This is a genomic window from Halobacillus litoralis, assembly GCF_020524025.1.
Taxonomy (GTDB): Bacteria; Bacillota; Bacilli; order Bacillales; family Halobacillaceae; genus Halobacillus; species Halobacillus litoralis_D.
Genome location: NZ_JAIVKN010000005.1, coordinates 33,307 through 58,676, shown reverse-complemented (window position 1 = coordinate 58,676; position 25,370 = coordinate 33,307). Strand labels below are relative to the sequence as shown.

Sequence of the window (25,370 nt, the reverse complement as noted above, 5' to 3'; positions counted from 1 at the left end):
TAAATTTCATGGAACGTCTCCCCCCCAATGGAAGACAAGTACTGCCCCCTTTGGTTCTGCCAAAGGGGATATTTTTTATTTCCGGCCTGTTCAAGTAAGATTATTTTCCCTTCACCTCTAACCCCATCATTTATATTCCTGTATTTCTAGACTCCGAATAATTGATACTCCACGATTTTCTTCTCGATAAGAAGAGAATAGAATTTTATTTTTCTAAAAACAAATAAACTGGGAAAACCCTTCATATATTGAAAGTACAAAGGAGGTGGGAACACCATGGATTGCAACAACAAAGTATTTCTTTTCCTCGCTGCTCTTCTTGCTGGTTATGCCCTGTATAGCATAGGTGATACAGGAGATAACTTCTTCGATCAGTTCTTGTACTACGCAGGGTATATTGCCATGATATTATTTTCTTTCGCTCTTTTTATTTGTGGGCTTTTCCGACTTTTCAAGAATGCCTAGATAAACCCTTAATACAAAAAAACAAGGCTGCTCACATGAGCAGCCTTGTTTATCGTTTCTCTTTAAATAACGATTGAAAAAAATCCAGGATTCCTTTCTCCTGATTGTGCTCAGGCGGTTCTTCCTGTTTATCAAGAAAAACATCATGCTTATCAACCGCATACTCTAAGGTCAGGACAGCACCCAATTCCGTTTCAGAATCTTGATTTGAAATGGTCGTATGATGTATACCCTCTTGTTCAGCCATGTCCTTATAAGGAGATAAAAACCGATAACTGACCTCCCCATTTAACAATAGTTTCGCTTCCTTATATGCCTTCATCTCCCCCGCTAATTCTTGTATCCCCTCTTCCTGCATGACCTGGGCTTTAGTAAGCGCAAGAATAACCCGCTCTCTAAGTGTACCCAAGTATTGCCTCCGCTCAGAGGGGTTGATTTCCTTCTTTCCATAAATCCCTTCCTGCAAATAATCTTCTACGTCTGTTTTTTTCATCTCATCCCACCTTTGACTTGTCCTATTATGAACTTTTTTATTGTAATCATCCGCAACGAATAAAAATAAGCTGCAGCTTTTGCCGCAGCTCATTCTTAATCAACAATTACTTCGATATGAGAAGGTAGAATCTTGAGTTCTACCGGCAGAGGATCTCCTTCTTCCCCATCCACATTTGTCACCAGGTCCTCTTCGGAGGATATGCGGATGTTTTGAGCCGTAAAATACTCTACATTCCCTTCATTTTTCAATTCTCCTCTTAATATGGATGTGACAACAGAACCTAGCCGGACCAGATTCATTTTCGGCAGAACATAACAATGAATCAAGCCGTCATTTACTTTAGCTTCAGGGGACAGCTTCTCAAAACCCCCGGTCGAGTTTGTAAGAGCAGCTAGAAATAAAAACGACTCCCCTTCCCACTGCTTTCCATCATATTCAATTTTCATCGGATAGCTGCTTTCTGAAGATAATGTCTTGACGCCCTCCATCATATAAGCCAATGGTCCATATCTCGTTTTCTGTTCAGGACTTACTTCATAAGTTGCTTCTGCCAGAGCACCTGCTGCAACAATGTTAACGAAATAATCATCATTGAAACGGCCGATATCCACTTTTTTAGAACGGTCGGAACGAAGGACACCAATAGCTTTTTTAATATCCAGCGGTATATCTAAAGCCCTTGCAAAGTCGTTAACGGTACCTAAGGGAACAATCCCTAACAAAGGACGGTGCTCTTGATCGACCATTCCATTAATGGTCTCATGTAACGTCCCATCTCCCCCCATTGATACAACAAGGTCCATCTCATTTTTGCAGGCATCCTGACAATATTTAGTGGCATCCAGTTCTTTTTCAGTCTGCGCCACTTCTACTTGGTAATCTTTATCCTCTAAGATCTTCTGGATATCATCCACATGATCCAGTGCCTCTTCTTTTCCAGAGGAAGGGTTGACGATAAGCATTGCCTTTTTCATTTGGTATTCCTCCTCCTGAACAATAGCGGTCTTTCTTTATTAAAGATCGTTTTGCATTGAACTCCCTTTATACTCATAGAGCGTGCTTACAGGGGTAAAACCAATTGCACCTATAAACTCACTTTCCCCATGTTTTGAAGAAGGAAGACTGACCTGAAAGACTTCCGCCTTTTCTTCCTTCATCCAGGACAATAAAGACGTACAGAGCTTCGTTCCGATGCCCTCCCGTCGATAAAATTCATCCACGAACACCTCTTTCAAGTACCCGTAAACTTCCTGATCTGTTTGTCGGTCCAAGATGCCAAGTACATAGCCGACGACTCGACCATTCAAATCTGCAACGAGCAGCTTCTGCCTGCCATTTTCGGCTAAAAACTGATCTGCAGCCCAATACTTTCTGTCTCTAACGGCTTCACTTGTTACCTTCTCTTTCGTATCATCATTGACCGCATGAATATAATCAATTGCATATCTGGTAAAGTGCATCAAATCTTTTTCTTCCGGTTCCCTGATTTGAACCACCACAAACACCTCCCCTACTTCTCTAAGACAACCTGATATTCTGGTGTCTCTTCCATTACTTTTCCAGCAAAGGAGCAAACAGGATCAATCATTAACTTATGTTTTCTCGCATAATTAACCGCATAATCGATTAGTTCATTTCCTATTCCCTGCTCTCTTAATTTTGGAGCAACTTCTGTACTTAAAATTTTCATCGTACCACGGTCCGTTTCGAAGATCATCTGTGCATCCGGGTTCTGCTGATTTCCTATATATAATTTGTTTTGCGCTTCATGAATATTTCGTTCCATTTCCACCTCTCCTTTCTCTAAGAGCATTCCCTCTCTTTCTGAAGAAAAACACATAAAAACACCCATTGGTTAAACCAATGGGTGTTTTTCAGCAGCGCTTATAGGAAAAGGACCAAAATTATAATGGTAATGAGCAGAATGGTCATTTTCACCACTAGAAGGATTTCGTCCCGTCCTCTTTCATTGACTGCCCGTTCCAGTTCTTCTGCCTGCCTGCTGTTGTCTGGATGACAACACCCCATCAGGCTGTTGGTCTCAAATCTTCTTCAAGCGGAATATCCTGATTCAGGCTGCGCTTAGCAGCAATGAAAAAGGCAGTCACAACGGCTACAGTCAGAACAGCAGCGATGATATAGGATACATTCAACGGCAGTCCAAAACCAATCGGAGCATTAATGATATAGGTGAATGTAGCCATAGTCATAAATGTGGCAGGTACTGCGGCAATGAAATAATTCTTTCTGGATAAGAAAAGGTACATCGCACCGACCCACAGGGCAATGACAGCCGTTGACTGATTCGCCCAGGAGAAATATCTCCATAACAATGTGAAATCAATCTTTGTTAAAACAAAAGATATAACAAACAATGGAACAGCAATCCAAATTCGGCTGGATACTTTTTTCTGAGATATTTTCAAGTAGTCAGCAATGATCATACGAGCACTACGGAAAGCTGTATCCCCAGAGGTAATTGGCAGAATGATAACACCTAACACGGCAAGTGTACCGCCAACCGCTCCAAGCATAGCAATAGATACTTCACTTACTACTGCAGCCGGGCCGCCATTGGCCAAAATTTCATTCAATCCTGCAGAACCATTAAACAAGCTCATGGCTGCAGCTGCCCAAATCATAGCTATAATCCCTTCAGCAATCATCATTCCATAAAAGATACGGCGCCCTTGTTTCTCTTGCTGCGTTGTTCTAGAGATAATTGGAGTCTGGGTAGCATGGAAACCAGAAAGCGCCCCACAAGAAATCGTTAAAAATAACAGCGGGAAGATTGGTGCATTGTCTGGGTGCATGTTCGTAAGTGTCAACTCAGGAATAGGTGCTCCTGTTACAACGAGAGATACACCTACACCAATCGCACTAATTAAAAGTAAGGCACCAAACACCGGATAGAACCGCCCGATGATTTTATCAATAGGAAGCATAGTAGCAAGCAGATAATAAGCAAAGATAGCAGCAAGAATAACCGGCAGAGCAAGCCAGCTGCTTGTCATATTGTGTAAAAGATCGGCAGGCGCTGTGACGAAAACGGTACCGACAAGTACAAGAAGTAAAATAGCAAAAACGTTAACTACGTGCTTCATAACTTTCCCAAGGAACTTACCAGCAAGTTCAGGCAGGTGAGCCCCGCGGTTTCTGATTGAGATCATGCCTGTTAAATAATCATGAACCGCTCCTGCAAATATCGCTCCAAAAACAATCCATAAAAAAGCAACAGGTCCATAAAGTGCGCCTAAAATCGGACCGAATATCGGGCCTACTCCTGCAATGTTAAGCAGTTGAATCAATGAATTTCTCTTTTCTCCCATAGGAAGGTAATCGACACCATCCCCGTGAGAATAGGCAGGCGTTTGACGTTTAGGATTAACTCCAAATTGTCGTTCGACATATTTTCCGTACGTAAGGTATCCAACAATTAAAAGGGCAATACTCACTAAAAACGTAATCATGGTATGTCCTCCTTCTTTTATACTGTAATCGCTTACATATAATGTACCAAGACATCGCTTACATAAGGAGGTTTTGTGTTCGACATGTCAAATTGCTTGTTCAACATGTAAAAAAAACGGACTGAAAAACAGCCCGCTTTTTACAATTCTAATTCTTTTCGTAAATCTTTAACATAATTACGGCTGACCGAGAGTTTTTCTTCCATGCCCTGAAGTTCGAGCTGGTAAGCCCCGTTGAACCATGGAGTCAGTCTATAAATATAGTCAAGGTTGACGAGATAACTTTTATGTATCCGAAAAAAAGAAAATCCTTTTAGACGGTTTTCCACATCTTTTAAAGCGTCCCTCGTTATATAGACTTTGTTCCGCCCGACAATTTTTGTAACTCTTCCTTCCCTGTACACATACACGATTTCACCGGGCTCTAAGTATTCGATCGTATCTTCCACTTCGACGGCTAATTTCGATGGTGTTATTCCTTTTGATACGGGTTCTTTTTTGAAGTGAAACTTTTCTTCTATTCTTTCAACGGTTTCAGCGAGCTGTTCTTCATCAAATGGCTTTAACAGATAATCGATCGCCTGATGTCTAAAAGCTTCAACTGCAAAATCCGGATATGCTGTAGCAAAAACAATTTCCGGCACCTTTTTTAACTCTTTGACGGCTTTGGCTACAGCCAACCCGTCCATCTTCGGCATTTCTACATCTAAAAATAGAACATCCGGCTGTAATTGAATCGTCTTCATGACAGCCTCATCTCCAGACCCTGCTTCTCCGACAATATTCATATGGTTAAAAGCTTTTAATAAATACTGAAGTTCTTCACGACTGAAACGTTCATCGTCCACAATAAGAACCGATATCTGTTTATTCATACCGTTTCCTCCTCTTCATGGAGCGGAAGGGAAAAAGTAATGCGTGTCCCTTGACCAGGCTCGCTCTTAATCTGCAATGCAGCATGTTCCCCATGCATATGTTCTAAACGTTTGTTGACATTATAAAGACCAAAACCCGTTCCCTTGTCAGATGAAACAAATTGTTCACCTAAAGTAAGAAGCCGATCCGCGTCAATGCCTGTCCCGTTATCCTCTACGGTTACCTGAACTTGCGTTTTATTTCCCTCTATTCTAATCCAAATACTCGCTTCCCCTTCTTGATCCTTAAGTCCGTGTTTAATACTGTTCTCAACTAATGGCTGCAGGGTTAACGGGGCAATCTTAGCAGACAACACGGATTCATCAACCTCGTAGTGAACATGGAGACGATCGACAAACCGCGTTTCTTCTATTAACAAATAGGCTTGCACATGCTTAAGTTCTTCTTTGAGGGACGTCCATGTTTTGGTGGTAGCACCAAGGTTCTGTCTAAAGAATTTGGAAAGCGCAATAAGCAGGGATCTTGCTTTATCAGGCTCACTCCTGGTCAAGGAAACAATGACGTTAAGGGAATTAAACAAAAAGTGCGGGTTCACTTGAGCTTGGAGAGCTTTCACTTCCGCTTCACGGGCCAGCTCCTTAGCACGATCGGCATCAGCAAGCTCCAGCTGCTGGCTGAGAAGCGCACTTAACCCTTGAATCAACTCCAATAGAACGTTTGATATTTCTTTTTCTGAAGCGACGTAAAATTTTAAAGTCCCTACCACTTCTTCCCGCTTTTTCAACGGAACAATGACAGCAGCGCCTAAAGGACAATCTTTATGCTGACATTGGATATCCTCATGGCTGGCAATGACTCTTTTTCCCGTCTGAATGACCTCTCTCGTGGCATCGGTTTGAATCAATTCTCCAAAATGATGGTGATCATCTGCCTGTCCGACGTGAGCAAGGATCGTTTCTTTATTGGTCATAGAAATCGCACTCACTTGAACTTCATCATAAATGATCCGGCACGCTTTATTTGCTGAATGACTTGTTAATCCTTTTCTTAAATGAGCAACAGTAGATTCTGCTAATTTCAAAGCTTTCTGTGCTTCCAGTGCTCCTACTTTTTCTTCTTCATTTAACACGTTTCTGATGATCAGTAGAAAGAGAGCAGACCCCACTCCATTCGCAACTATCATAGGAAGGCCAATTTCTTTTACAAGCGCCCAGGCTTGCGAGAAAGGACTTGCCAATAAGAGAATCAGCGCCATCTGTACGGTTTCCGCTAATGCTCCGACGAGCAAGGCTTTTTTCAGCTTTAAAGGTTCATCTTTTTTATGAAAGTACCCAGAAATCATTCCTGCAATGATGGCAGAAACGCCACACGCAAAGCCTGTAAAGCCGCCAAGTGCAAATCGGTGCAGACCTGCAACCAGTCCTGCCCCGACACCAATTCTGTACCCTCCGAAAAGACCTGCAGCAACAATTCCTATGACCCTGGAATTAGCAAGCGCCTCCGTGTCTACTAGTTGATAGGACCAGCGTCCAAATTCGAAGGAGCTTGCATCATAAGTAATGCCTGTATACGTGCCTATGATTCCAAACAAGCCGAAGAATACAATGGCTGTATACTGCTGCTTAAGATTCAGTCTCTTTTGATCCATCAGTTCCCGAAAGAAACCAAACCGGGTAAAAATAAAAGCGACTGTGACGATAATTCCCAGGCGCTCAAGCATCGGTAAAAACAATTCCAACATCAGATTTTCCTCTCTCTACCTTTTCCTTTATTGTAGCATGCCTATATTTGTTCCATACAAAACAGGAAAACGTCAGAATTTTTTGATACACTGTGGGAAATGAGGTGAGTTGATGACAAGTAAAATAGCTATGATCCAAATGGATATTGCTTTTGGAAATCCAGAAGAAAACCGGAAGCAGGCGGCTGCTAAAATTGAAGAAGCGGCACAAAGTGGGAGTGAGTTTATTCTCCTGCCTGAACTATGGACGACAGGGTATGACCTCCCACGCTTTGAGGACATTGCCGAAGGCTTGGATGGCCCTTCCCACCAGCTTATGAAAGAAAAGGCTGTGAGGTACGGAGTAACGATAGCGGGGTCCCTCGCTGAAAAGAAAGACGGAAATTACTATAATACACTGGTGGCTTATGATGCGGGCGGTGAAAGAGTACTGGACTACAGAAAAGCTCACTTATTCCGCTTAATGGACGAGGAGAAATATTTGGAGTCCGGGGATGCAAAGGGGAACTTCACCGTGGGGGATGTACCCCTTGCCGGCGTCATCTGCTATGATATTCGTTTTCCCGAGTGGATGCGTACTCATATGCTGAATGGAGCACGAGGACTGTTTGTTGTAGCTGAATGGCCGGAACCACGTATCGATCATTGGAGAAGTTTATTAATCAGCCGCGCTATTGAAAATCAATGTTTCGTTATTGCATGCAATCGTGCCGGTGCAGATGCCAATAATACATTCGGCGGGCATTCCATGGTCATTAACCCATGGGGAGAGGTATTAGCTGAAGCAGGATTGGACGAGGAGATTCTTTATGCATCTATAGATTTTAAAGAGGTAGAAGCCATTCGTGAACAAATTCCAATTTTTCAAGATCGCAGACCGGACTTATACAAGTAGGCTTTATGTAAGAACACGAAAAAACCTTCCAGCTCTATAAGCTGGAAGGTTTTTCTTCATAGATGGGGGTTTGATAAAAGTAGTTCGGCGTATCCATCCGGTCTTTATAAGATGAATGGAAGATATGAGTGGCTGCAGGCGACACGGGCGGAATGAGCCAGGTCCAATCTCCGGTTGCTTCACGCCCACATGCCTGCTCTTTTTTCTCAAACCGCTGAAACTGCTGGGCTGCTGTATGATGATCCACGATATTTACACCGTCCGCGTGATACGAATAAAGAACAGCCTGGTTCAGTTCAATCAACGCACGATCTTTCCATAATGTTGAGTGACGTTTCGTATCCAGCCCCATGGCCTCAGCGACAACAGGCAGCAGATCGTACCGGAAATCATCGGCAAGGTTTCTTGCCCCGATTTCGGTTGCCATATACCACCCATTAAAAGGAGCAGCCGTATAATGAAGCCCTCCAATTTCTAAACGCATGTCTGAAATAACTGGCACAGCGTACCACTTCAGACCTAAGTCTTTAAACCAGGAATAGTCCGGGTGTCGGAGAGAGACTTCGAGAATCTTCTCTTTTGGAATCTTGAACCACTTAGGGGCCTTGTCATTCACTTGAATGACAAGAGGAAGCACATCGAAGGAACCTCCCTCACCCTGCCACCCAAGAGCCTGGCACCTCTTTGTAAACTCCACAGATGCAGGATCACCCGTAATGGTGCCCTCTTCTTCATAGCCTGCATAACGGATAAGCTGGTGATTCCATATTCGAATGGCATTGTTTTCCTGCTTCGGTTTAAAGATTGTAATAGTCGAACGTATACGCCCTCCATTAGTTGCATAACCCAAGTGGTTAATGAGCGCATCATTTATTTCTTCTTCCGTATTTATATGACGGGCATCAAAGACATTCAAACTGTCCCAGAAAAGCCGGCCGATACAACGATTGCTGTTTCTCCAGGCGACTTTAGCCCCGAAGACAAGCTCTTCGTATGTATGGTTGTAAGTTCCCGTCTCCTGTATTTCAAGCTTTACGGATCTCAGTCTTTCTTCTAATCCCGGCTGTTGCTTTTCATCATAGTATTGGCGGATGAACGCTTCTGCCTTTATATATAGATCTGTACTCACAGCATGAATCCTCCTGTACGTTCCTTCCCTACCATACTATCACACTTCAAACGATCCCCGTATCAATCAATCTGCTTTTCGTGCGGCCTGCTGAACCGCATCCCAAACACCATTGTAAGGCGGGGCATAGGCTAAATCCAGATCCTCCAGCTCATCAATCGTCATTTGATGATATAAAGCTGTAGATAAAACATCAATGCGTTTATCCGCCCCACGTTTACCTATAATTTGGCCTCCCAGCAGTTTGCGGCTTTCTTTGTGATAAACAATCTTTAAAGTCATAGAATCATTTTTAGAGTAGTATCCAGCTGCATGTGTCGACTCAATCGTAATGGTTTGATAAGGGAACTTCTCCTGATTTGCTTCGTGTTCTGATAAACCTGTACGGGCAAGGGTCAAGTCAAAGAATTTTAAAATGGAGGTCCCTACAATCCCCTTAAAAGATCTTCGTCGATCAATCATATTAAGCCCCGCAATCTGGCCTTGTTTATTGGCATGGGTACCAAGCGGGATGTAGTCATCTTTCTGCTTAATCCGATGGTATTGCGTGGCACAGTCACCAGCTGCAAAAATATCAAGAATGCTTGTCTCCATAAAAGCATTGACAGTAATGGCATCGTTCATTCCTTTATAAATACCTGTATCCTCCAAAAATGACGTATTGGGAGTAACACCAACAGCAACAAGGACAAGATCCGTTTCATATTCACCGTGATCAGTAATTACGGTCTGGACCTTTTCATCTCCATTAAACCCTGTGACAGACTCTCCTAAATGGAGTTCTACGCCCTTTTGCTCCGCTTCCTCATGAATGTGGGTACTCATATCTTCATCGAATATTTTAGCAAGGTGTGATCCCCGGTCAATAAGGCGTACCTTTTTTCCAATTGAGACGAAACTCTCTGCCATTTCAAGTCCGATATATCCACCGCCAATAATAGTGACCTTCCCTGTTTCTTCTGTTGCTGCTTCCATAATCTCTTGAATATCTGGAATTGTTTTTAAAGTATAGATGCCCCGAAGATCTCTCCCCTTCCAAGGCGGAATAACAGGAGAGGCTCCAGATGCAATCAGTAAACGGTCATACTTTAGTTCAATATCTTCATTTGTATCCAGACGCTCTGCATACACAACCTTTTGATTACAGTCCACCTGTGTAACCTCATGGCTTGTTCTTACGTCTATGCCATACTTCTCTCGAAACGTTTCAGGTTTACGTGCAATTAAATCATCAGTTGATTCGACTTCCCCGCTCATTACATAGGGCAGACCACACTGGCCGTAAGAAGTAATTTCACCTTTTTCAAGAACGGTAATCTCATGTCCTTCACTGTTACGAACGATCTGCATCGCCGCGCTCATCCCCGCTGCATCTCCTCCAATAATGATAAACCTCATCCAATCACTCCTTCTTACGTTACACAATCTTTCCTTCTTCTTTGCCTTTATTGTTCCCTCTTAAACTTCCGTCATGTTACACTATCGATAATGCACAATCGTTCAAAATATTCTTAAAACAATATTCAGAGGTGAGATGATGGTAAACTTTGAAACTTCACAAGCACTAAAGCGTCTGCCAGATCAATTCTTCGCTACGCTTATCGATAAACTAAACGTATATAAAGAGCGGGGCTACGATACATTAAACCTCGGTCAGGGAAATCCCGATCAACCCACTCCTTCCCACATTGTCGAATCGTTAAAGGACGCTGCTGAAAATCCGGAATATCATATGTATCCCCCTTTTCACGGTTTTGAATTTTTCAAGGAAGCAATTTCCGAATTCTACAAAAAGGAATATGACGTGGAGATTGACCCTAAAACAGAAGTGGCCATTATGCCGGGAAGCAAAACAGGCCTTGTTGAACTGAGCCAATGCTTTCTCGATCCCGGTGATATCGCCCTCGTTCCTGATCCCGGTTATCCTGATTACTGGTCAGGCATTGAAATGGTCGGTGCCGAAATGAAGCCGATGCCTTTACTATCCGAAAATGAATTCCTTCCCGACTATGACATGATCGATAAAGAAAGCTGGGAAAAAGCAAAGCTCATGTTCTTGAACTATCCAAACAACCCGACAGGAGCAGTAGCGGATGCTGAATTCTTTGAAAGAACGATCCAGGAAGCAGAAAAGCACGAGGTTTGTGTTGTTCATGACTTCGCCTATGGAGCAATCGGATTTGACGGGCAGAAGCCGCTCAGTTTCATGCAGATGGAAGGTGCTAAAGATGTGGGGGTTGAAGTATATACCATGTCAAAAACCTACAATATGGCAGGATGGCGTGTAGCCTTTGCCGTAGGAAACCCCAGTGTGATCAAGGCACTTGAATTAATACAAGACCACTACTTCTGCAGTATTTTTGGAGGTTTGCAAAAAGCCTCTGCGACAGCCCTGCTGAGTTCCCAGCAATGTGTAACAGAGTTAGCAGATACTTATGAGAGAAGAAGAGATCTGCTTGTCAGCGGCTTGGAAGAAGCTGGTTACCACGTGGAACCATGCAAAGGTTCATTCTTTGCGTGGCTGCGAGTACCTGAAGGGTATACTTCTCAGTCATTTGCGGATGATTTGTTAGAGGAAACCGGTCTATTTGTAGCTCCCGGCGTAGGCTTTGGAGCCAGCGGAGAAGGGTATGTAAGAATCGGATTAAACAACTCAGAAGAAACGTTGAAGGATGCGGTCAGCCGTTTTAGAGATTTTAAAGAAAAACGGTGATTTTTCTCTGAGATCTACCTTTCGTACACTTTTGAATTTGTAAGAAAATTAAAATGAAAATTTCGAAAGACTCCCTTATCCGAGGGAGTTTTTTTGTCGATTTTCAGGAAATAGAATAAGAATTTTTCCAATAAAAACTATTGAATTGCCATTCAAAATAGATTTAAATAATATTATACAAATACCAAACAAACATCATACAGGAGGGGTTTTTAATGTACGCGCTTGTTAGGAAAGATAATCGTGTAGTTGAAATCCTTAAAGATCCAATCGACAGAAGAGAGAGGATTTTCATACGGGTCGAAGAGGCAGAAAAATACGCTGATAAACTGAACCTCTATATAAATAATGGTCCTAAATGGGAGATTGAAAAGTATTAAAGTGAAAGAGGAAGCCATCCTGGCTTCCTCTTTCATATAGAATGATTTTAAAACGGATATTCCCGGTACCCATTCATGACACCGATCCATTTCACTGTTGTAAATTTATCAAGCGCCCATTCACCACCAAAGCGGCCGAGGCCTGACTCTTTTTCTCCTCCAAAAGCTACATGAGCTTCATCATTCACCGATTGATCATTAATATGAATCATCCCTGTTTCTACTCGCTTGGCAACTTCAACCCCCCGGTGTACATCACGGGTGAAGACAGAGCCACTCAATCCATACGGCGAACCATTAGCTACTTCAATCGCTTCTTCTTCTGAAGTTACTTTAATTATAGCAGCTACAGGGCCGAAAACTTCATTCTTAGCAATTGGCATCTCGTTTGTTACCCCTGTCAGTACAGTGGGCTGTAAAACGTTTCCATCAGCTTCTCCACCTGTAAGTACTGTCGCTCCCTCATCGAGACTGGCCTGCAGATCGTGTTGAATCCGCTCGACGGCGTCGTGGTTAATCAAAGGACCAACAGCCGTATCTTTTTCCGATGGATCCCCAACCTTTAGACCTTCTACTTTAGTTTTAAACTGTTCAACAAAAGTATCATGTACACTCTCATGAACAATAATGCGGTTTAGGGACATACAAATCTGTCCCTGGTGAAGGAATTTGCCGAATGCAGCAGCTTCTACGGCTTTCTCAATATCCGCATCATCAAGTACAATCATCGCATTGTTCCCGCCAAGCTCAAGAGCCGTATCTTTAATATGTTTTCCTGCAAGTTCCCCTATGTGGCTTCCGACCTCTGTCGACCCAGTAAAAGAAATAAGCTTTGAGACAGGATGAGTAACAAAAGCATCCCCAATCTCGGATCCACGACCGACAACCACATTTATGACACCTTTCGGAAAATCAGCCTCTTCAAATAAATCAGCAATTAATAATCCGGATGTCACCGGTGCGTCTGAAGCTGGCTTAACAACCACTGTATTGCCAGTCGCAATAGCAGGGGCAATGGAACGCATCGCTAAATGAAACGGAAAATTCCACGGGCCGATGACACCAATGACTCCTTTAGGTGAACGATAAATGCGGTTCTCTTTTCCAGGCGTATTTGATGGAAAAATCTGGCCGGACATTCTGGTTGGAAAGCTTGCGGACTCTCGGATGATGCCTACCGCAGCCTGAAATTCCACTTCCGCTTTTATAAGCGTACTGCCTGACTCTTTCACAAGCCAGTCGATGATTTCATCTTTGCGTTCCTGCACAACATGCAGTAAACGATCAAATTTCTGCTGTTTTTGACCAGGAAGTGTAGACATCCAGGATTCCTGGGCCTGCCTTGCTGCCTCATAAGCTTCATTCAGGTCATCCTCATTAGCAGAAGGAATCGATGAAATCGTCTGCTGTGTATATGGATTCTCATTCTCTACAAATTTTTCACTTGAACCATTCTTCCATTGACCGTTAATGTATTGTTTTGTAAACGTCTTTGGACTCATTGTTGATAATCCTCCCACAAACAGTATTTGTCACAAAGGTATGTTTCCCCTTCAGGAGATTTCAAAACAAGAGTATGTTCCGCAAAACAACTTAAACATTCATTAACATATCTACATGTGGAATTCCATCTTCTAAATAAACCTCGGAAACTTCCTTAAAACCGAATGATGCATAAAAGTGACGTAAATGCTCTTGACCATGAAGCCAGATATGCTTGACTTTCCACTCGTCTTTTAACACATGAATCGCACGGTTCATTAATGCTTTGGCAAGCCCTGTACCTCTGTGTTCGTCTATTACCAGAACCCGTCCAATGCTGTAGTAACTTTCCCCTTCTGCTGGAGGAACGATTCGACAATAAGCAGCCATCCCCCCATCATTCTCCAGCCATATATGTAGGCATTCATTATCTCTTCCATCCACTTCCGGATAAGGGCACGATTGTTCCACGACAAAAACAGAGACACGCACCTCTAAAATTTTATATAGTTCCTCTTTAGATAGTTGATTAAAAGTCTTTTGAACCCACTTCATATCGATCACGGTTCCTTTCATTCCTTTTCTACCAATATACCTGAGCGCGTGCCAAAGGCAAAGGATGGTCTGCTTTTTATTCTCCTATCATTTTTCTGTTTTAAAGGGAAATGGTTTGGGAAAATAAGAGTACGACTTTACGTATCTGCATGTAGCAGCGCGATTCATCTTTGTGTGAAAACCAGAAAGGACGGACTCTCCAATGCTTATGAAACTGCTTCCGGTATCCATTAGAAAATATTTGCAAATGCCAAAACGTCAGAGAAAACACGAAATGCAGATGACCATCTGGTATATGCCAATCGTGTACATAACCTTATCTATCTTCTTCGTAGCCATAACCTTGTACCTTGATATAATCCTGCAGATAGAACAATATACATTTAGTTTTTTCAGAATTAATGCAGATATTACGAGGATGCTTGTCAGTACTTTAATTGGAGGAATTTTAACACTAAGCGCCTTTACATTAAACTCCTTACTCGTTGTGCTGACAACTTTCAGCGGTCAATTTTCGCCCCGTATGCTGTTAAATTTCGTCTCAGATAAACGAACCCAGCATGCGCTTGGAATTTTCAACGGAAACTTTGTATATGTTCTGTTGGTTTTCCTGTTTATCGGCAACACACAACACGAATTCTTCGTAGCTGTTCCAATTCTTACTATCTTACTGGCGTTTACATCAGCCATTACATTCATCTATTTTATTAACCACGCCACAACTTGGATGCAGGTACACAACATTACCGACTCTATGAAGCAGTCTTCAAAACAAATCATTTATCATACGTTAACGAAAGATCTTGAGAAATACCGCTGCGAAGAGCCGGATGACCTTATGGAGGACTACAAGGACAAAGCTGTATCCGTAGGAGCCGTTAAGTCAGGGTACATTCAACTTGTCGACTACAGAGGCATGATTGAAGAAGCAAGAAAAGATCAGATCATAATCCAATTCCACGCCCAAGTGGGAGACTATATTCTAAAGGGGAATGAATTAATCAGTTTCTGGGGGCCGGGAGTAGATGAAATTGAGGAAGATAAATACTGTACGATGATTCAAATTGATTACAAGGAAACCGAGCTGCAGGACCTTCAAATGGGAATGCATAAACTCGCTGAGATTGCCATCAAATCCCTTGGAAATAATGATCCCAAGACGGCTACGAACACGATTCATCAGATGGCTGAACTCATGCTTACTGTAGAAGATTATATTACCTTCACCCCCTATCTTATGGATAACGATGAACAAGTAAGGGTTATATTGCAGTCCGAGTCCTTTGAATATTATATATATCGGGGTTTTGGGTTTATCCGCCACTATGCACGTAACAACCATTTAATTATTACTGAACTCGTCAGCGCGCTTGCCTTAATCGCCGGGTCCATTGACCGTTCCAAGCACCAGATGCTCTGGGAATTTGCTTGTGATACTATCGACCATATTGAAGAGGAAGTCATTTACCATTTGGATAAGTCGTTTTTATTAAGCTCTATCGAACGCCTGGCAGCAGTTACGGACAATAAATTGGACTATCACCATATTCACCGACGCTTTTACCCGGTTGATTGATAGAGAAATCCCTTTTTGGAACTAAAACAAACCTTATCCCTTACTCCTTATCCTATATCAGCATTCAATGTGTTTCTCCATCTTGGAACCTTGGCAAAGGTTTTGCTCATTTCCCGGCGGTCTGCATCTTAATTTTGAAGATGTAAAGAATAAAAAGGGCGGGATGGATTGACATTTTCCTTTCTTTTTCTTAAATTAAATATATGAACATATAATCATATATAGAAGGAGGCAGCCATATGGGGCATCACCACCACCATCATCATGGGCATTCAACGACCGGGAAGATTAAAACGGCATTCTTCCTTAACCTTGCCTTCACCATAATTGAATTAATCGGAGGGCTTCTTACAAACAGTATGGCCATTTTATCAGATGCTCTCCATGATCTTGGAGATTCTCTGTCGCTCGGATTGGCCTGGTTTCTGCAGAAATTTTCTAATAAAGAACATTCAGAGCACTTCTCATTTGGCTACCGACGTTTTTCTCTGCTAGCTGCACTCATTAACAGCGTCGTACTCATCGCAGGCTCTATTTTTATACTCACAGAGGCAGTTCCCCGGCTGATGAACCCTGAACAGCCAAATGCCCAGGGCATGATCGCCCTCTCTATCCTGGGTATTCTCGTTAATGGGGCTGCAGTCTTCCGATTAAGCGGGGGCAGTTCCATGAATCAAAAGGTCATGACCTGGCATCTGCTTGAAGATGTACTCGGCTGGGTAGCTGTTCTCATCGTCAGTATCGTTATGGTCTTTTTTGACGTCCCTATCCTTGACCCTATTGCATCCATCGGAATCACACTATTTATTCTGTATAACGTGATTCAAAATTTAATTCAAACGATGCGCTTATTTTTAGAAGGTGTGCCTGGTGGAGTTAATCTAGAAGAAATCATTAACAAAATGAATGCTATACCTCAAGTTATCTCTAGTCACCATACCCATCTATGGTCATTAGACGGCGAAAATCATGCCTTTTCAACGCATATTGTTGTAGCAGAGAATGCAACGAAAAAAGATGTCTGTGATGCCAAATCTCAAGTGACAGATATTCTTAAATCTATTCAACTTGAGCATGTAACCATTGAAGTGGAATATGAAGATGACCCTTGTGCTTTAAAAAAATAAAAAGCGGCCGGATTTTACGCTGGCCGCTTTTTTTCTTCTATAAATCAAGTGTTTCAGGAGTTTCTTCTCCTTCATTCATTAAACGGATATTTTCCGGCATAATTTCAAGTACGATGTATTCAGGGTCGTCTTTCCCTTTAAACCACCGATCCATATGGTCATTCCATAACCAGTCTTTTATTTCCTGATCATCACGGATTTTTGCCTGGCCCTGAACTTCAAGGTACGTATCTCCGTACCCTTCCCCTTCATAACCGAGAAGAACGTGAACATGAGGATTGGATTCAATTTCCTCCGCTTTGTGTGTTTCTCTATTCGTAGGTGTGTAAAAAGTAAATTCCTCGTCATTACTAAATGTCATATACCGTGTATGGGGCTTATTGTCTTTCACAGTCGCAAGGGTACCCACCTTGTGCTGGTCCATAACTTTATAGATCTGTTTCTTCAACTCTTCTTGATTCAATGAAATTCTCCTTTCCATTATCCTTTTTTATACATTTTCAGTTTTCCCTGAAAAAAGCATGATAAACCAATGGATATGTCTGTGATAATATCGAAAACATGGCTGCTCGAAAAACAGGGTATAGTAGATGTCATATAGGTAGAGGGGATTTTTTATTCCAAACGAACATTATTCATTCCCTATACATTGGAGATGTACTAAAATTAGACTCAAAATGCCCGGATTTAATTTCAGGAGGAACAACTATGTTAACCCAACAAGAATTTTCAAAGAGGTGGTCACCCATATTTATCGGATGCCTGATAATTGGGGTCATCTTATTTATGTGGAATGCTAAATCAAGTAATTCTGAGCCTGTTAAACACGATCAAATAACGCCGACACTTTTCATTCACGGTTACAAGGGCGGTCCCAGAAGCTTCCAAACAATGATTGATCGTATGCAGAACCTGCAGTGGGGCAGGAAACATGTGACTATTTATGTTTCATCCACAGGGCTTGTATCCATCCAAGGAGACTTCACCAACGCCTCTAATCCTTTTATACAAGTTCTTTTTGAAAATAACCGCGCAAGTATACAGGATCAGGGGCATTGGCTTGAGAAAGTTATGAAAAGACTGCAGGCAGATTACAACATTCAACAAGTCAATCTCGTCGGTCATTCCATGGGCGGCCTGGCATCTGTCCATTACTTAATCAATGAACACGACCGATCTGTACCCCGGGTGGAAAAGCTCGCTGTCATTGCCAGCCCATTTAAAGGAATTGAAAAAGAGGGATATTTCTCCTCCAATTACGGAGAGGCAACAAAAGACCTGCGCCCCAAGTCAAGTGCTCTCCAACAGATGGCTCAGAACAAGGAATTTTTCCCTGACGATATCCGGGTTCTAGCAATCGCAGGGGTTATCAACGGAGATGCAGATGAAAAAGACCACTGGGATGGACTCGTGCACGCCTCCAGTGTTCAGGGCCTTCAAGAAATCGTACCTTTCGGACAATACAGGGAGGAACGTCTCTACAACAGACTCGCTACCCACTCCGGCCTTCATGAATTGAAAGAAGTGGATTTTTTGCTTAGAGAATTTCTCTGGGAGGAATAACTGAAAAAAATAAAAAGCACCCTTCAAGGGTGCTTTTGTAATGAAACACTTTATCTAATTGCGCCTTCACCAACAAGTAAAGGGCAGGCGCTTTCCCGAACAGGCATTTAGGATGGAGCAGCGTTTTTCTCAAAAATGAAGACCCACATAAATGTAAGAGCCTGCTTCAATTCCTCATTCAGTGATTGTAACAGGTCTTCTTCCACCCCTTGCTTATAAACGCCTTGACCTTCTATGCAGGACCACCCTGTTTCCTCTGCCATTTTCCTAAGCTCCCATGGCATCATGGTGTTACAAATGACTTCCTCCCCGTAAAGTCTACGGTAACTGTTCACCCTGGGCATGGCCGTCGGACCAAGTAATCCAATGCATAATTTACCCCCGGGCTTTAACACCCGCTTCATCTCTTCCAGACCTTTCAAAGGGACTTCTGTCCATTCCAGAGAATTTATAGCGATGGCAGCATCAAAAGTTTCCCTTTCAAAAGGGAGATTGGTTAAGTCTCCTTGTACAAAAGAAATTCTCTCGTTGCTCACCCTTTTGTTTGCCCTGGCAACCATATCTGAAGATAAGTCCACCCCCTTCACCTCAAACCCTTCCTGGTACAAACGGTACGATCCATATCCATCCCCGCAGCCGAGGTCGGCAATCCTGCCCTGGTTGATGTGTTTTTTTAAAAAAGGAATAATCGTAGACCTGCTGCCCTTGTCCCACATCTCCCTGCTTTTGGAGTTCCACATTTCCGCTCTATCATTCCACTGTTTCTCTGCTTCCTTATGCCAATCAAATGGTTGTTTCATTCAAACCTCTCCTTTAAGCTAAAAGCTAAAATTAATTGGTGATATCCTGCTATTTTTCCTGTATCCGGATAGACACTGAAAGATCCTATTTCTATTGTGACTCTTTTTATATTATATTCAAATAAATACGCCATCTGTTGTTCTTAACCTCCTTAAAACCCTCGATTCCTATCTTTATGCATAGTCTGCTGGCAATGAACTGCATCAAATAAGAAGGGCCGTGCTTTTAGAGATTCTATAAAAATTCAAAGAATAAGAAGACAACATTTTTCAGAAAAGTGTTGCACAAGCTCCCTTACTAACTTATGATTAAAACACAAGATAAGCTAATTCACTTAAAAAAATTCACTATATATAGTATCTATGAATGAAGATGCCACAAGGCTTAATAGGGAATCCGGTTCAAATCCGGAGCTGCCCCCGCAACTGTAATCACTCGCGAAACGGACATCCACTGTGTAAAGCACGGGAAGGGCCGGAGTAAGATCGAGTGACAGCCAGGAGACCTGTCTTTGTTCGTTGCAGGTTCAACTTCTTCGGGGATTGAGAAGATGAAGCGATGGAATGAAAAGAAGCCAGCGTTCATCTTCTTTTTCGTTTCATGGTTTCATCCGCTCAACAGCTGTTGGGCGGTTTTTTTATTGAATAAAAAGGAGTGAAAGAATGAAAAGCCTTACACAGAAACCGGACAGCATGGAAACATTAGAACAATTAAAATTAGACTTCCCCCACTTAGACATCGCAGGATTCATGAATGAAATGACAAATAAGAAGTCAGCGGACAACACAGATTCAATTATTCTCGAATGTCTGGCTAAAATGGATGAAACCCAGCCGGACTGGACTTTTGCAGCAAGCCGGCTTCTTTTAAAAGAAATATATCGTGAGTCTACCCAAAATCGAGAAACCACCAGCCCTTATGAAAATTTCTATGGATTGATTAAGATACTTATTTCAGAAGGCATATACTCCAAGAAGCTCCTTACATACTATAGCAGACATGAAATTGAAGAATTGGGAGCTTCCATTGTTCCAGTACGTGATCATCTTTTTAATTATATTGGTCTCAAGACACTCACAGACAGATATGTCGCGAAAAACAAAGAGAAAGAGATATTCGAATTACCCCAGGAACGTTTCATGATTATTGCTATGGTGTTAATGGCACAAGAAAATGGAAAGCAGCGCATCAGATTTGTCAAAGAAGCTTATTGGGCATTAAGTCATTTATACATGACTGTAGCCACTCCTACGCTCGCGAACGCTGGAAAATGCTATGGCCAACTAAGCTCCTGCTTCATTGATACTGTTGACGATTCCTTACAATCCATTTATGACAGCAACACTGACATCGCAAACCTAAGTAAACATGGCGGTGGAATCGGGGTCTACCTCGGGAAGATTCGTAGTCGCGGGAGTGATATTAAGGGGTTTAAAGGTGTGTCCTCTGGTGTCTTACCATGGATGAAGCAATTAAATAACACAGCGGTCAGCGTTGACCAGCTAGGTCAGCGTCAAGGTGCGGTTGCTGTGTATTTAGATGTTTGGCATAAAGATATACTGCCATTTCTCGACAGCCGGTTGAACAACGGTGACGAGCGTCAGCGAACCCACGATTTGTTTACTGGAGTATCTATTCCCGACGTATTTATGGAAGTTGTTGAAAAGCGTGAGGACTGGTATTTATTCGACCCACATGAAGTCCGGACGGTAATGGGGTTCTCTTTAGAAGATCAATTTGATGAGAGAAGAGGAGCCGGGTCCTTTCGCGAAAAATATCAGCAGTGCATCAAACACCCCTATCTTTCAAAAGAAAAGATACCGGCAATTGAAATTATGAAACGCATCATGGTCAGCCAGCTCGAAACAGGCACCCCTTATATGTTTTACCGGGATGAAGTCAACCGTATGAATCCCAATAACCATGCCGGTATGATTTACTGCAGCAATTTGTGTACGGAAATCGCCCAGAATCAAAAGCCGACCCTTCAGGATGAACAATATGTAGAAAACGGAAAGATCATCACTGTTAAAAGTGCTGGTGATTTTGTGGTCTGCAACCTTTCCAGCATCAACCTGGGGCGTGCTGTACCATCAGGCGTTCTCAAACGTTTAGTGTCAATTCAAGTGCGTATGCTTGATAATGTCATCGAACAAAATACAATCCCTGTCCTTCAAGCTCAATTAACAAATCAAGCCTATCGGGGAGTTGGGTTAGGGACTTTTGGATGGGCCCATCTCCTTGCAAAGAAAAAACTAAATTGGCATTCAGAAGAGGCGCTCCACTACACAGGTGAAATTTATGAAGCTATTGCCTACCACGCCATTGAAGCAAGCAGTGACCTTGCTTTTGAGAAAGGCAGTTATCCACTTTTCGAAGGTTCAGACTGGCAGAATGGAGATTTTTTTGTTAAACGAACGTTTGACCAAGATGGCACATGGAATTGGAAATCTCTGCAGAACAAGGTACAGAAAAATGGCATGAGGAATGGTTATCTGCTTGCTGTGGCACCTAACTCAAGCACATCTCTGATTGCCGGCAGTACAGCAAGTATCGATCCTGTATTTAGAAAATTTTATTCTGAAGAAAAAAAGAATTACAAAATCCCGGTTACCGCTCCTGATCTTTCCCATGAAACTTACCGCTATTACCCATCAGCCTACGATGTAGATCAGCATGCAAGCATTCGTCAGAACAGTATCCGTCAGAAATATATTGATCAGTCCATATCGTTTAATCTCTATGTCCGGCATACGATTCAAGCCAAAGAATTATTGGACTTACATTTACAAGCATGGAAAAAAGGGTTGAAAACTACGTATTATACACGCTCCACTTCAAGCACAGGAGAATACGACGACTGTGAAAGCTGTTCATCATAAAGGAGAGGATTGTTTATGAGAAAAATAAAAAAACGAAAGTTAATTGATTATAATGCTCCCAATGCCTCCACAGGAATCATTAATGGAAGAAGCTCAAACATCTTAAATTGGGATGACACACGCTATCCATGGACATATCCAATGTACAAAACGATGCTTTCAAACTTCTGGATCCCAGGTGAAATAAACATGAGCAATGATTTAAAGCAATGGCCTATGCTGTCAGAATACGAGCAGGAAGCTTTCCAGAAAATTATTGGACTTCTCGCTTTCCTGGATTCTATCCAGACCGACTATTCAGGAAAAATCGCAGACTATCTTACAGATTCCAGCTTGTCAGCCTTAATGCAGGTACTCGCTTTTCAGGAAGTTATCCATAACCAATCCTATTCCTACGTCCTCTCAACCCTTGTAGACCAAAAGGAACAGGAGAATATATTTGAGTATTGGAAGCACGACGAGGTCCTTCGGGAACGGAATCAATTTATTATAGACGGATATCAAACCTTTATTGAAAACCCTTCTGTCGATACTTTTTTACGCTCGATTGTTTACGACGTAGTTCTTGAGGGGCTGTTTTTCTATGCCGGCTTCGCCTTCTTTTACAATTTGGCCCGTAATCATAAAATGGTTTCCACAAGCACAATGATTAACTACATTAATCGTGATGAACAAATCCACGTCACCCTGTTCACCCGTATTTTTAAAGAAACATTAGAGGAAGAAACTGACCTAGACAAAAAAACTTATCGGGAATTTGTAACGGAAGTATTTACACTAGCAGCAGACCTGGAAATAAAATGGGCCCGCCATCTTATTGGGGATAAGTTTCAAGGTATCCCCATTTTGGACCTAGAGAATTACATCCGTTACATTGCCAATAAGCGCTGCCGTCAGTTTGGCGCCGCAAAGTCCTATCCTTATGTTACAGAGAACCCTCTTAAATGGATTCGCGCCTATCAGGAAGTCGAGGAAGGAAAGTCCGATTTCTTTGAGCAAAAGTCCCGTCAGTATACAAAAGTGTCCGAAACAAATGGATTCAATGATCTATAGTAAAAAAACGCTTTCTTAGATATCCAGACCTAAGAAGGCGTTTTTTTATAGAATCACAACCATGTTAACTTTTCTTACACAGCAAAAAGAAAATGTATTGATTTTTCAGAATCTTTACTTTATAGTTGTATTTAATTACTTACTCTTGATGTCATAAAAGCTGACACAAGAAAAGGAGGAGGCTCTATTCATGAAGAAAGTAGAGGCAATCATACGCCCGGAGGCATTTCAAGGTTTAAGACAAAACTTGGATGAACTGGGGGTCAAAGGACTTACGGTATCAGAAGTAGCAGGCTGTGGTCAGCAGAAAGGACAGGAAGGAATCTTCCGGGGCAGTCGGTTTGAAGTCAAATTATATCCAAAGGTAAAAGTGGAAATGGTAGTGGAAAATCACGAACTTGGTTCTATCGTTGATGTCATTATGGATGCCTGCGCTACAAATGAAGTGGGAGACGGCAAGATTTTTGTTTCGACAATTGATGAGGTATTCCGAATCCGCACTGGTGAGACAGGAAAGCAGGCATTGATTTAATCCCATTTGGAAAGGAAGTATACTCTTATGAAAAAAGTAATCCCTCTATTCTTTTTCGCTCTTTTCGGTTTTCCAATGATCGCGAGTGCTGAAACAGCTGTGACAGCCGAATCTGTTCTTCAATCTGTTGATATGGCCTGGGTGATGATTGCTGCATTTTTAGTATTTTTTATGCACGCAGGCTTTGCAATGGTTGAATCAGGTTTCACACGATCTAAAAATGCACTCAATATCCTCATGAAGAACTTTATGACGATGTCAATCGCCTCCGTCCTTTACTTCGTGGTTGGCTACGGAGTTATGTTTGGTACATCAGGCGGTGGGTTTATCGGGACGGACGGTTTCCTTCTAAGCGGTCAGGAAGATCAAATTGGCTTCTTTGTTTTCCAGGCTGTTTTTGCAGCTACCTGCGCCACTATCATTTCAGGCGCTGTTGCTGAACGTATTAAATTAGGCTCTTATCTCCTTCTAACCATTGTGATGACTGGCTTCATTTATCCTGTCGTTGGACACTGGGTATGGGGTGGAGGCTGGTTAGCTGAGCTTGGCTTTGTCGATTTTGCCGGATCTACCGTTGTTCACCTGACTGGTGCCCTTGGCGCTGTTGTGGCCGTCATGTTCCTGGGTCCGCGTCTTGGTAAGTACAATGGCAGAACCGTTAATGTCATTCCAGGACACAATATCCCTTTAGGAGCACTGGGCGTCTTTATCCTATGGTTTGGCTGGTTTGGTTTTAACGGAGGAAGTACACTGGCCGCCGACCCTTCACTGGTCCCTTCTGTCATTGCTACAACTCTACTTTCTGCAGCAGCAGGAGTTCTTGGTTCTGGATTTTATTCCTACGCTAAGTTCAAACGCATTGATGCTTCTTTGACTTTAAACGGAGCCCTTGCTGGTCTTGTTGGAATTACAGCCGGTACCGCAAACGTATCCCTTGGCGGAGCTTTAGTGATTGGTTTAATTGCAGGGGTCATTCTTGTAGAAGCTGTTCAGTTTCTTGACCGCGTTGTTCGTATCGATGACCCGGTCGGAGCAATCGCTGTGCACGGAATCTGTGGAGTCTGGGGTACATTAGCTGTCGGCCTATTCGCTGTTGAAGGCGGACTATTCTATGGGGGTGGCATTAATCTGCTTGGTATTCAGGCGGTTGGTGTTCTTGCAGTAATTGCCTGGACGATGCTTACAACAGCAGCTGTTGTTTTCGTTATTAAAAGTACGGTCGGAATTCGTGTATCCAGAGAGGAAGAGATATCTGGACTTGACTTCTCCGAACACGGTTCTCAAGCATATGAATCAAGCCGCGGAATTTTCAATGAAAATATCAATCCCAGCGCAGATGGTGATTTCGGTGTCGGTCTTCTCCATCGTCTAGATGGATTAAATGCTGATTCGAACCCAAATCAAAAAGAAGAAAAAGCTGCTCAATAGTTTCTCAGGTTCTCTCCTTGGTCCCCTGCTTTACCGAGGTTAGATATGCAAACACAGGTCCCGCGTGATTGGGCCTGTGTTTATTTAGTTCCTATTGTCCATTTTACGAACATACGTTCTTATTTATCGCAAAATATGGTATCCTAGTAGATAGATACCGTTCTCTTCTATTATATATAAGACTGCGATAGAAAGGGTGTGAGGCA

At 42.5% G+C, this 25,370-nt stretch carries 25 protein-coding genes and 1 riboswitch; of the genes, 11 read left to right on the top strand and 14 right to left on the bottom strand.

Annotated elements, in window-relative coordinates; translation table 11 throughout:
• Window positions 1-276: 276 nt before the first annotated feature.
• The gene (locus LC036_RS16705) at window positions 277-465 is read left to right on the top strand and encodes a hypothetical protein (RefSeq protein WP_226585368.1); all 189 of its coding nucleotides are present in this window, start codon (window positions 277-279) and stop codon (window positions 463-465) included.
• Between the two features lie 49 nt (window positions 466-514).
• Here LC036_RS16705 and LC036_RS16700 read toward each other — a convergent pair whose 3' ends face one another.
• The 8 genes from LC036_RS16700 to LC036_RS16665 all read right to left on the bottom strand — a co-directional run bounded on the left by LC036_RS16700 (window position 515) and on the right by LC036_RS16665 (window position 7,048).
• Window positions 515-958 carry a YueI family protein gene (locus LC036_RS16700; protein WP_226585367.1) on the bottom strand — a complete coding sequence of 148 codons (444 nt, stop codon included), beginning with the start codon at window positions 956-958 and terminating at the stop codon, window positions 515-517.
• A 95-nt stretch (window positions 959-1,053) separates the two neighbouring features.
• Complete coding sequence (locus tag LC036_RS16695) at window positions 1,054-1,935, bottom strand: diacylglycerol/lipid kinase family protein (RefSeq protein ID WP_226585365.1); 882 nt, start codon at window positions 1,933-1,935, stop codon at window positions 1,054-1,056.
• A gap of 39 nt (window positions 1,936-1,974) precedes the next feature.
• Window positions 1,975-2,457 carry a GNAT family N-acetyltransferase gene (locus LC036_RS16690; RefSeq protein WP_226585363.1) on the bottom strand — a complete coding sequence of 161 codons (483 nt, stop codon included), beginning with the start codon at window positions 2,455-2,457 and terminating at the stop codon, window positions 1,975-1,977.
• A 14-nt stretch (window positions 2,458-2,471) separates the two neighbouring features.
• Window positions 2,472-2,747, bottom strand: a complete 276-nt coding sequence (locus LC036_RS16685) for a GNAT family N-acetyltransferase (RefSeq protein ID WP_226585361.1) — start codon at window positions 2,745-2,747, stop codon at window positions 2,472-2,474.
• 98 nt (window positions 2,748-2,845) lie between these two features.
• Entirely contained in the window at window positions 2,846-2,989 is a 144-nt protein-coding gene (locus LC036_RS16680) for a hypothetical protein (protein WP_226585359.1), read from the bottom strand.
• Complete coding sequence (locus tag LC036_RS16675) at window positions 2,989-4,431, bottom strand: carbon starvation protein A (protein ID WP_226585358.1); 1,443 nt, start codon at window positions 4,429-4,431, stop codon at window positions 2,989-2,991. Before LC036_RS16675 ends, LC036_RS16680 begins: the two co-directional genes overlap by 1 nt.
• 140 nt (window positions 4,432-4,571) lie before the next feature.
• On the bottom strand, window positions 4,572-5,306 hold the full coding sequence (locus LC036_RS16670; protein ID WP_226585356.1) for a LytR/AlgR family response regulator transcription factor: 735 nt from the start codon (window positions 5,304-5,306) through the stop codon (window positions 4,572-4,574).
• Complete coding sequence (locus tag LC036_RS16665) at window positions 5,303-7,048, bottom strand: sensor histidine kinase (protein WP_226585354.1); 1,746 nt, start codon at window positions 7,046-7,048, stop codon at window positions 5,303-5,305. Before LC036_RS16665 ends, LC036_RS16670 begins: the two co-directional genes overlap by 4 nt.
• A 112-nt stretch (window positions 7,049-7,160) precedes the next feature.
• On the opposite strand from LC036_RS16665, the gene LC036_RS16660 reads away from it, so the two are divergent.
• Window positions 7,161-7,943, top strand: a complete 783-nt coding sequence (locus tag LC036_RS16660) for a carbon-nitrogen family hydrolase (RefSeq protein WP_226585352.1) — start codon at window positions 7,161-7,163, stop codon at window positions 7,941-7,943.
• Window positions 7,944-7,977: 34 nt separating this feature from the next.
• Here LC036_RS16660 and LC036_RS16655 read toward each other — a convergent pair whose 3' ends face one another.
• Both LC036_RS16655 and LC036_RS16650 read right to left on the bottom strand, forming a co-directional pair.
• A complete protein-coding gene (locus tag LC036_RS16655; protein WP_226585350.1) occupies window positions 7,978-9,072 on the bottom strand; it encodes a nitric oxide synthase oxygenase in 1,095 nt (364 codons plus the stop codon).
• A 66-nt stretch (window positions 9,073-9,138) separates the two neighbouring features.
• Window positions 9,139-10,470 (bottom strand): CoA-disulfide reductase, encoded by a 1,332-nt coding sequence (locus LC036_RS16650; RefSeq protein ID WP_226585348.1) that lies wholly within the window; start codon window positions 10,468-10,470, stop codon window positions 9,139-9,141.
• Between the two features lie 139 nt (window positions 10,471-10,609).
• On the opposite strand from LC036_RS16650, the gene LC036_RS16645 reads away from it, so the two are divergent.
• Window positions 10,610-11,785 carry a pyridoxal phosphate-dependent aminotransferase gene (locus tag LC036_RS16645; protein WP_226585346.1) on the top strand — a complete coding sequence of 392 codons (1,176 nt, stop codon included), beginning with the start codon at window positions 10,610-10,612 and terminating at the stop codon, window positions 11,783-11,785.
• A gap of 215 nt (window positions 11,786-12,000) precedes the next feature.
• The gene (locus LC036_RS16640; RefSeq protein ID WP_226585344.1) at window positions 12,001-12,165 is read left to right on the top strand and encodes a hypothetical protein; all 165 of its coding nucleotides are present in this window, start codon (window positions 12,001-12,003) and stop codon (window positions 12,163-12,165) included.
• A 47-nt stretch (window positions 12,166-12,212) separates the two neighbouring features.
• Here the strand turns inward: LC036_RS16640 and LC036_RS16635 are convergent, their stop codons facing one another.
• Window positions 12,213-13,667 carry an aldehyde dehydrogenase family protein gene (locus LC036_RS16635; RefSeq protein ID WP_226585342.1) on the bottom strand — a complete coding sequence of 485 codons (1,455 nt, stop codon included), beginning with the start codon at window positions 13,665-13,667 and terminating at the stop codon, window positions 12,213-12,215.
• Window positions 13,668-13,758: 91 nt separating this feature from the next.
• Entirely contained in the window at window positions 13,759-14,202 is a 444-nt protein-coding gene (locus tag LC036_RS16630; protein ID WP_226585340.1) for a GNAT family N-acetyltransferase, read from the bottom strand.
• A 202-nt stretch (window positions 14,203-14,404) separates the two neighbouring features.
• On the opposite strand from LC036_RS16630, the gene LC036_RS16625 reads away from it, so the two are divergent.
• A complete protein-coding gene (locus LC036_RS16625; RefSeq protein ID WP_226585337.1) occupies window positions 14,405-15,778 on the top strand; it encodes a DUF2254 domain-containing protein in 1,374 nt (457 codons plus the stop codon).
• Window positions 15,779-16,017: 239 nt separating this feature from the next.
• A complete protein-coding gene (locus LC036_RS16620) occupies window positions 16,018-16,905 on the top strand; it encodes a cation diffusion facilitator family transporter (RefSeq protein ID WP_226585335.1) in 888 nt (295 codons plus the stop codon).
• A 37-nt stretch (window positions 16,906-16,942) separates the two neighbouring features.
• Here LC036_RS16620 and LC036_RS16615 read toward each other — a convergent pair whose 3' ends face one another.
• Window positions 16,943-17,368 (bottom strand): pyridoxamine 5'-phosphate oxidase family protein, encoded by a 426-nt coding sequence (locus tag LC036_RS16615; protein ID WP_226585333.1) that lies wholly within the window; start codon window positions 17,366-17,368, stop codon window positions 16,943-16,945.
• Between the two features lie 245 nt (window positions 17,369-17,613).
• Between LC036_RS16615 and LC036_RS16610 the strand changes: the two genes are divergently transcribed.
• A complete protein-coding gene (locus tag LC036_RS16610; protein ID WP_226585331.1) occupies window positions 17,614-18,468 on the top strand; it encodes an alpha/beta fold hydrolase in 855 nt (284 codons plus the stop codon).
• A 107-nt stretch (window positions 18,469-18,575) separates the two neighbouring features.
• Here LC036_RS16610 and LC036_RS16605 read toward each other — a convergent pair whose 3' ends face one another.
• Window positions 18,576-19,268, bottom strand: a complete 693-nt coding sequence (locus LC036_RS16605) for a class I SAM-dependent methyltransferase (RefSeq protein ID WP_226585329.1) — start codon at window positions 19,266-19,268, stop codon at window positions 18,576-18,578.
• A 354-nt stretch (window positions 19,269-19,622) separates the two neighbouring features.
• Window positions 19,623-19,797, top strand: a riboswitch (cobalamin riboswitch).
• Between the two features lie 134 nt (window positions 19,798-19,931).
• Here LC036_RS16605 and LC036_RS16600 point away from each other — a divergent pair.
• The 4 genes from LC036_RS16600 to LC036_RS16585 all read left to right on the top strand — a co-directional run bounded on the left by LC036_RS16600 (window position 19,932) and on the right by LC036_RS16585 (window position 25,164).
• The gene (locus tag LC036_RS16600; RefSeq protein ID WP_226585327.1) at window positions 19,932-22,151 is read left to right on the top strand and encodes a ribonucleoside-diphosphate reductase subunit alpha; all 2,220 of its coding nucleotides are present in this window, start codon (window positions 19,932-19,934) and stop codon (window positions 22,149-22,151) included.
• Window positions 22,152-22,166: 15 nt separating this feature from the next.
• Window positions 22,167-23,204 carry a ribonucleotide-diphosphate reductase subunit beta gene (locus LC036_RS16595; protein ID WP_226585325.1) on the top strand — a complete coding sequence of 346 codons (1,038 nt, stop codon included), beginning with the start codon at window positions 22,167-22,169 and terminating at the stop codon, window positions 23,202-23,204.
• 190 nt (window positions 23,205-23,394) lie between these two features.
• Window positions 23,395-23,736, top strand: a complete 342-nt coding sequence (locus tag LC036_RS16590; RefSeq protein ID WP_226585323.1) for a P-II family nitrogen regulator — start codon at window positions 23,395-23,397, stop codon at window positions 23,734-23,736.
• Window positions 23,737-23,763: 27 nt separating this feature from the next.
• Entirely contained in the window at window positions 23,764-25,164 is a 1,401-nt protein-coding gene (locus LC036_RS16585; RefSeq protein ID WP_226585321.1) for an ammonium transporter, read from the top strand.
• Window positions 25,165-25,370: the final 206 nt, after the last annotated feature.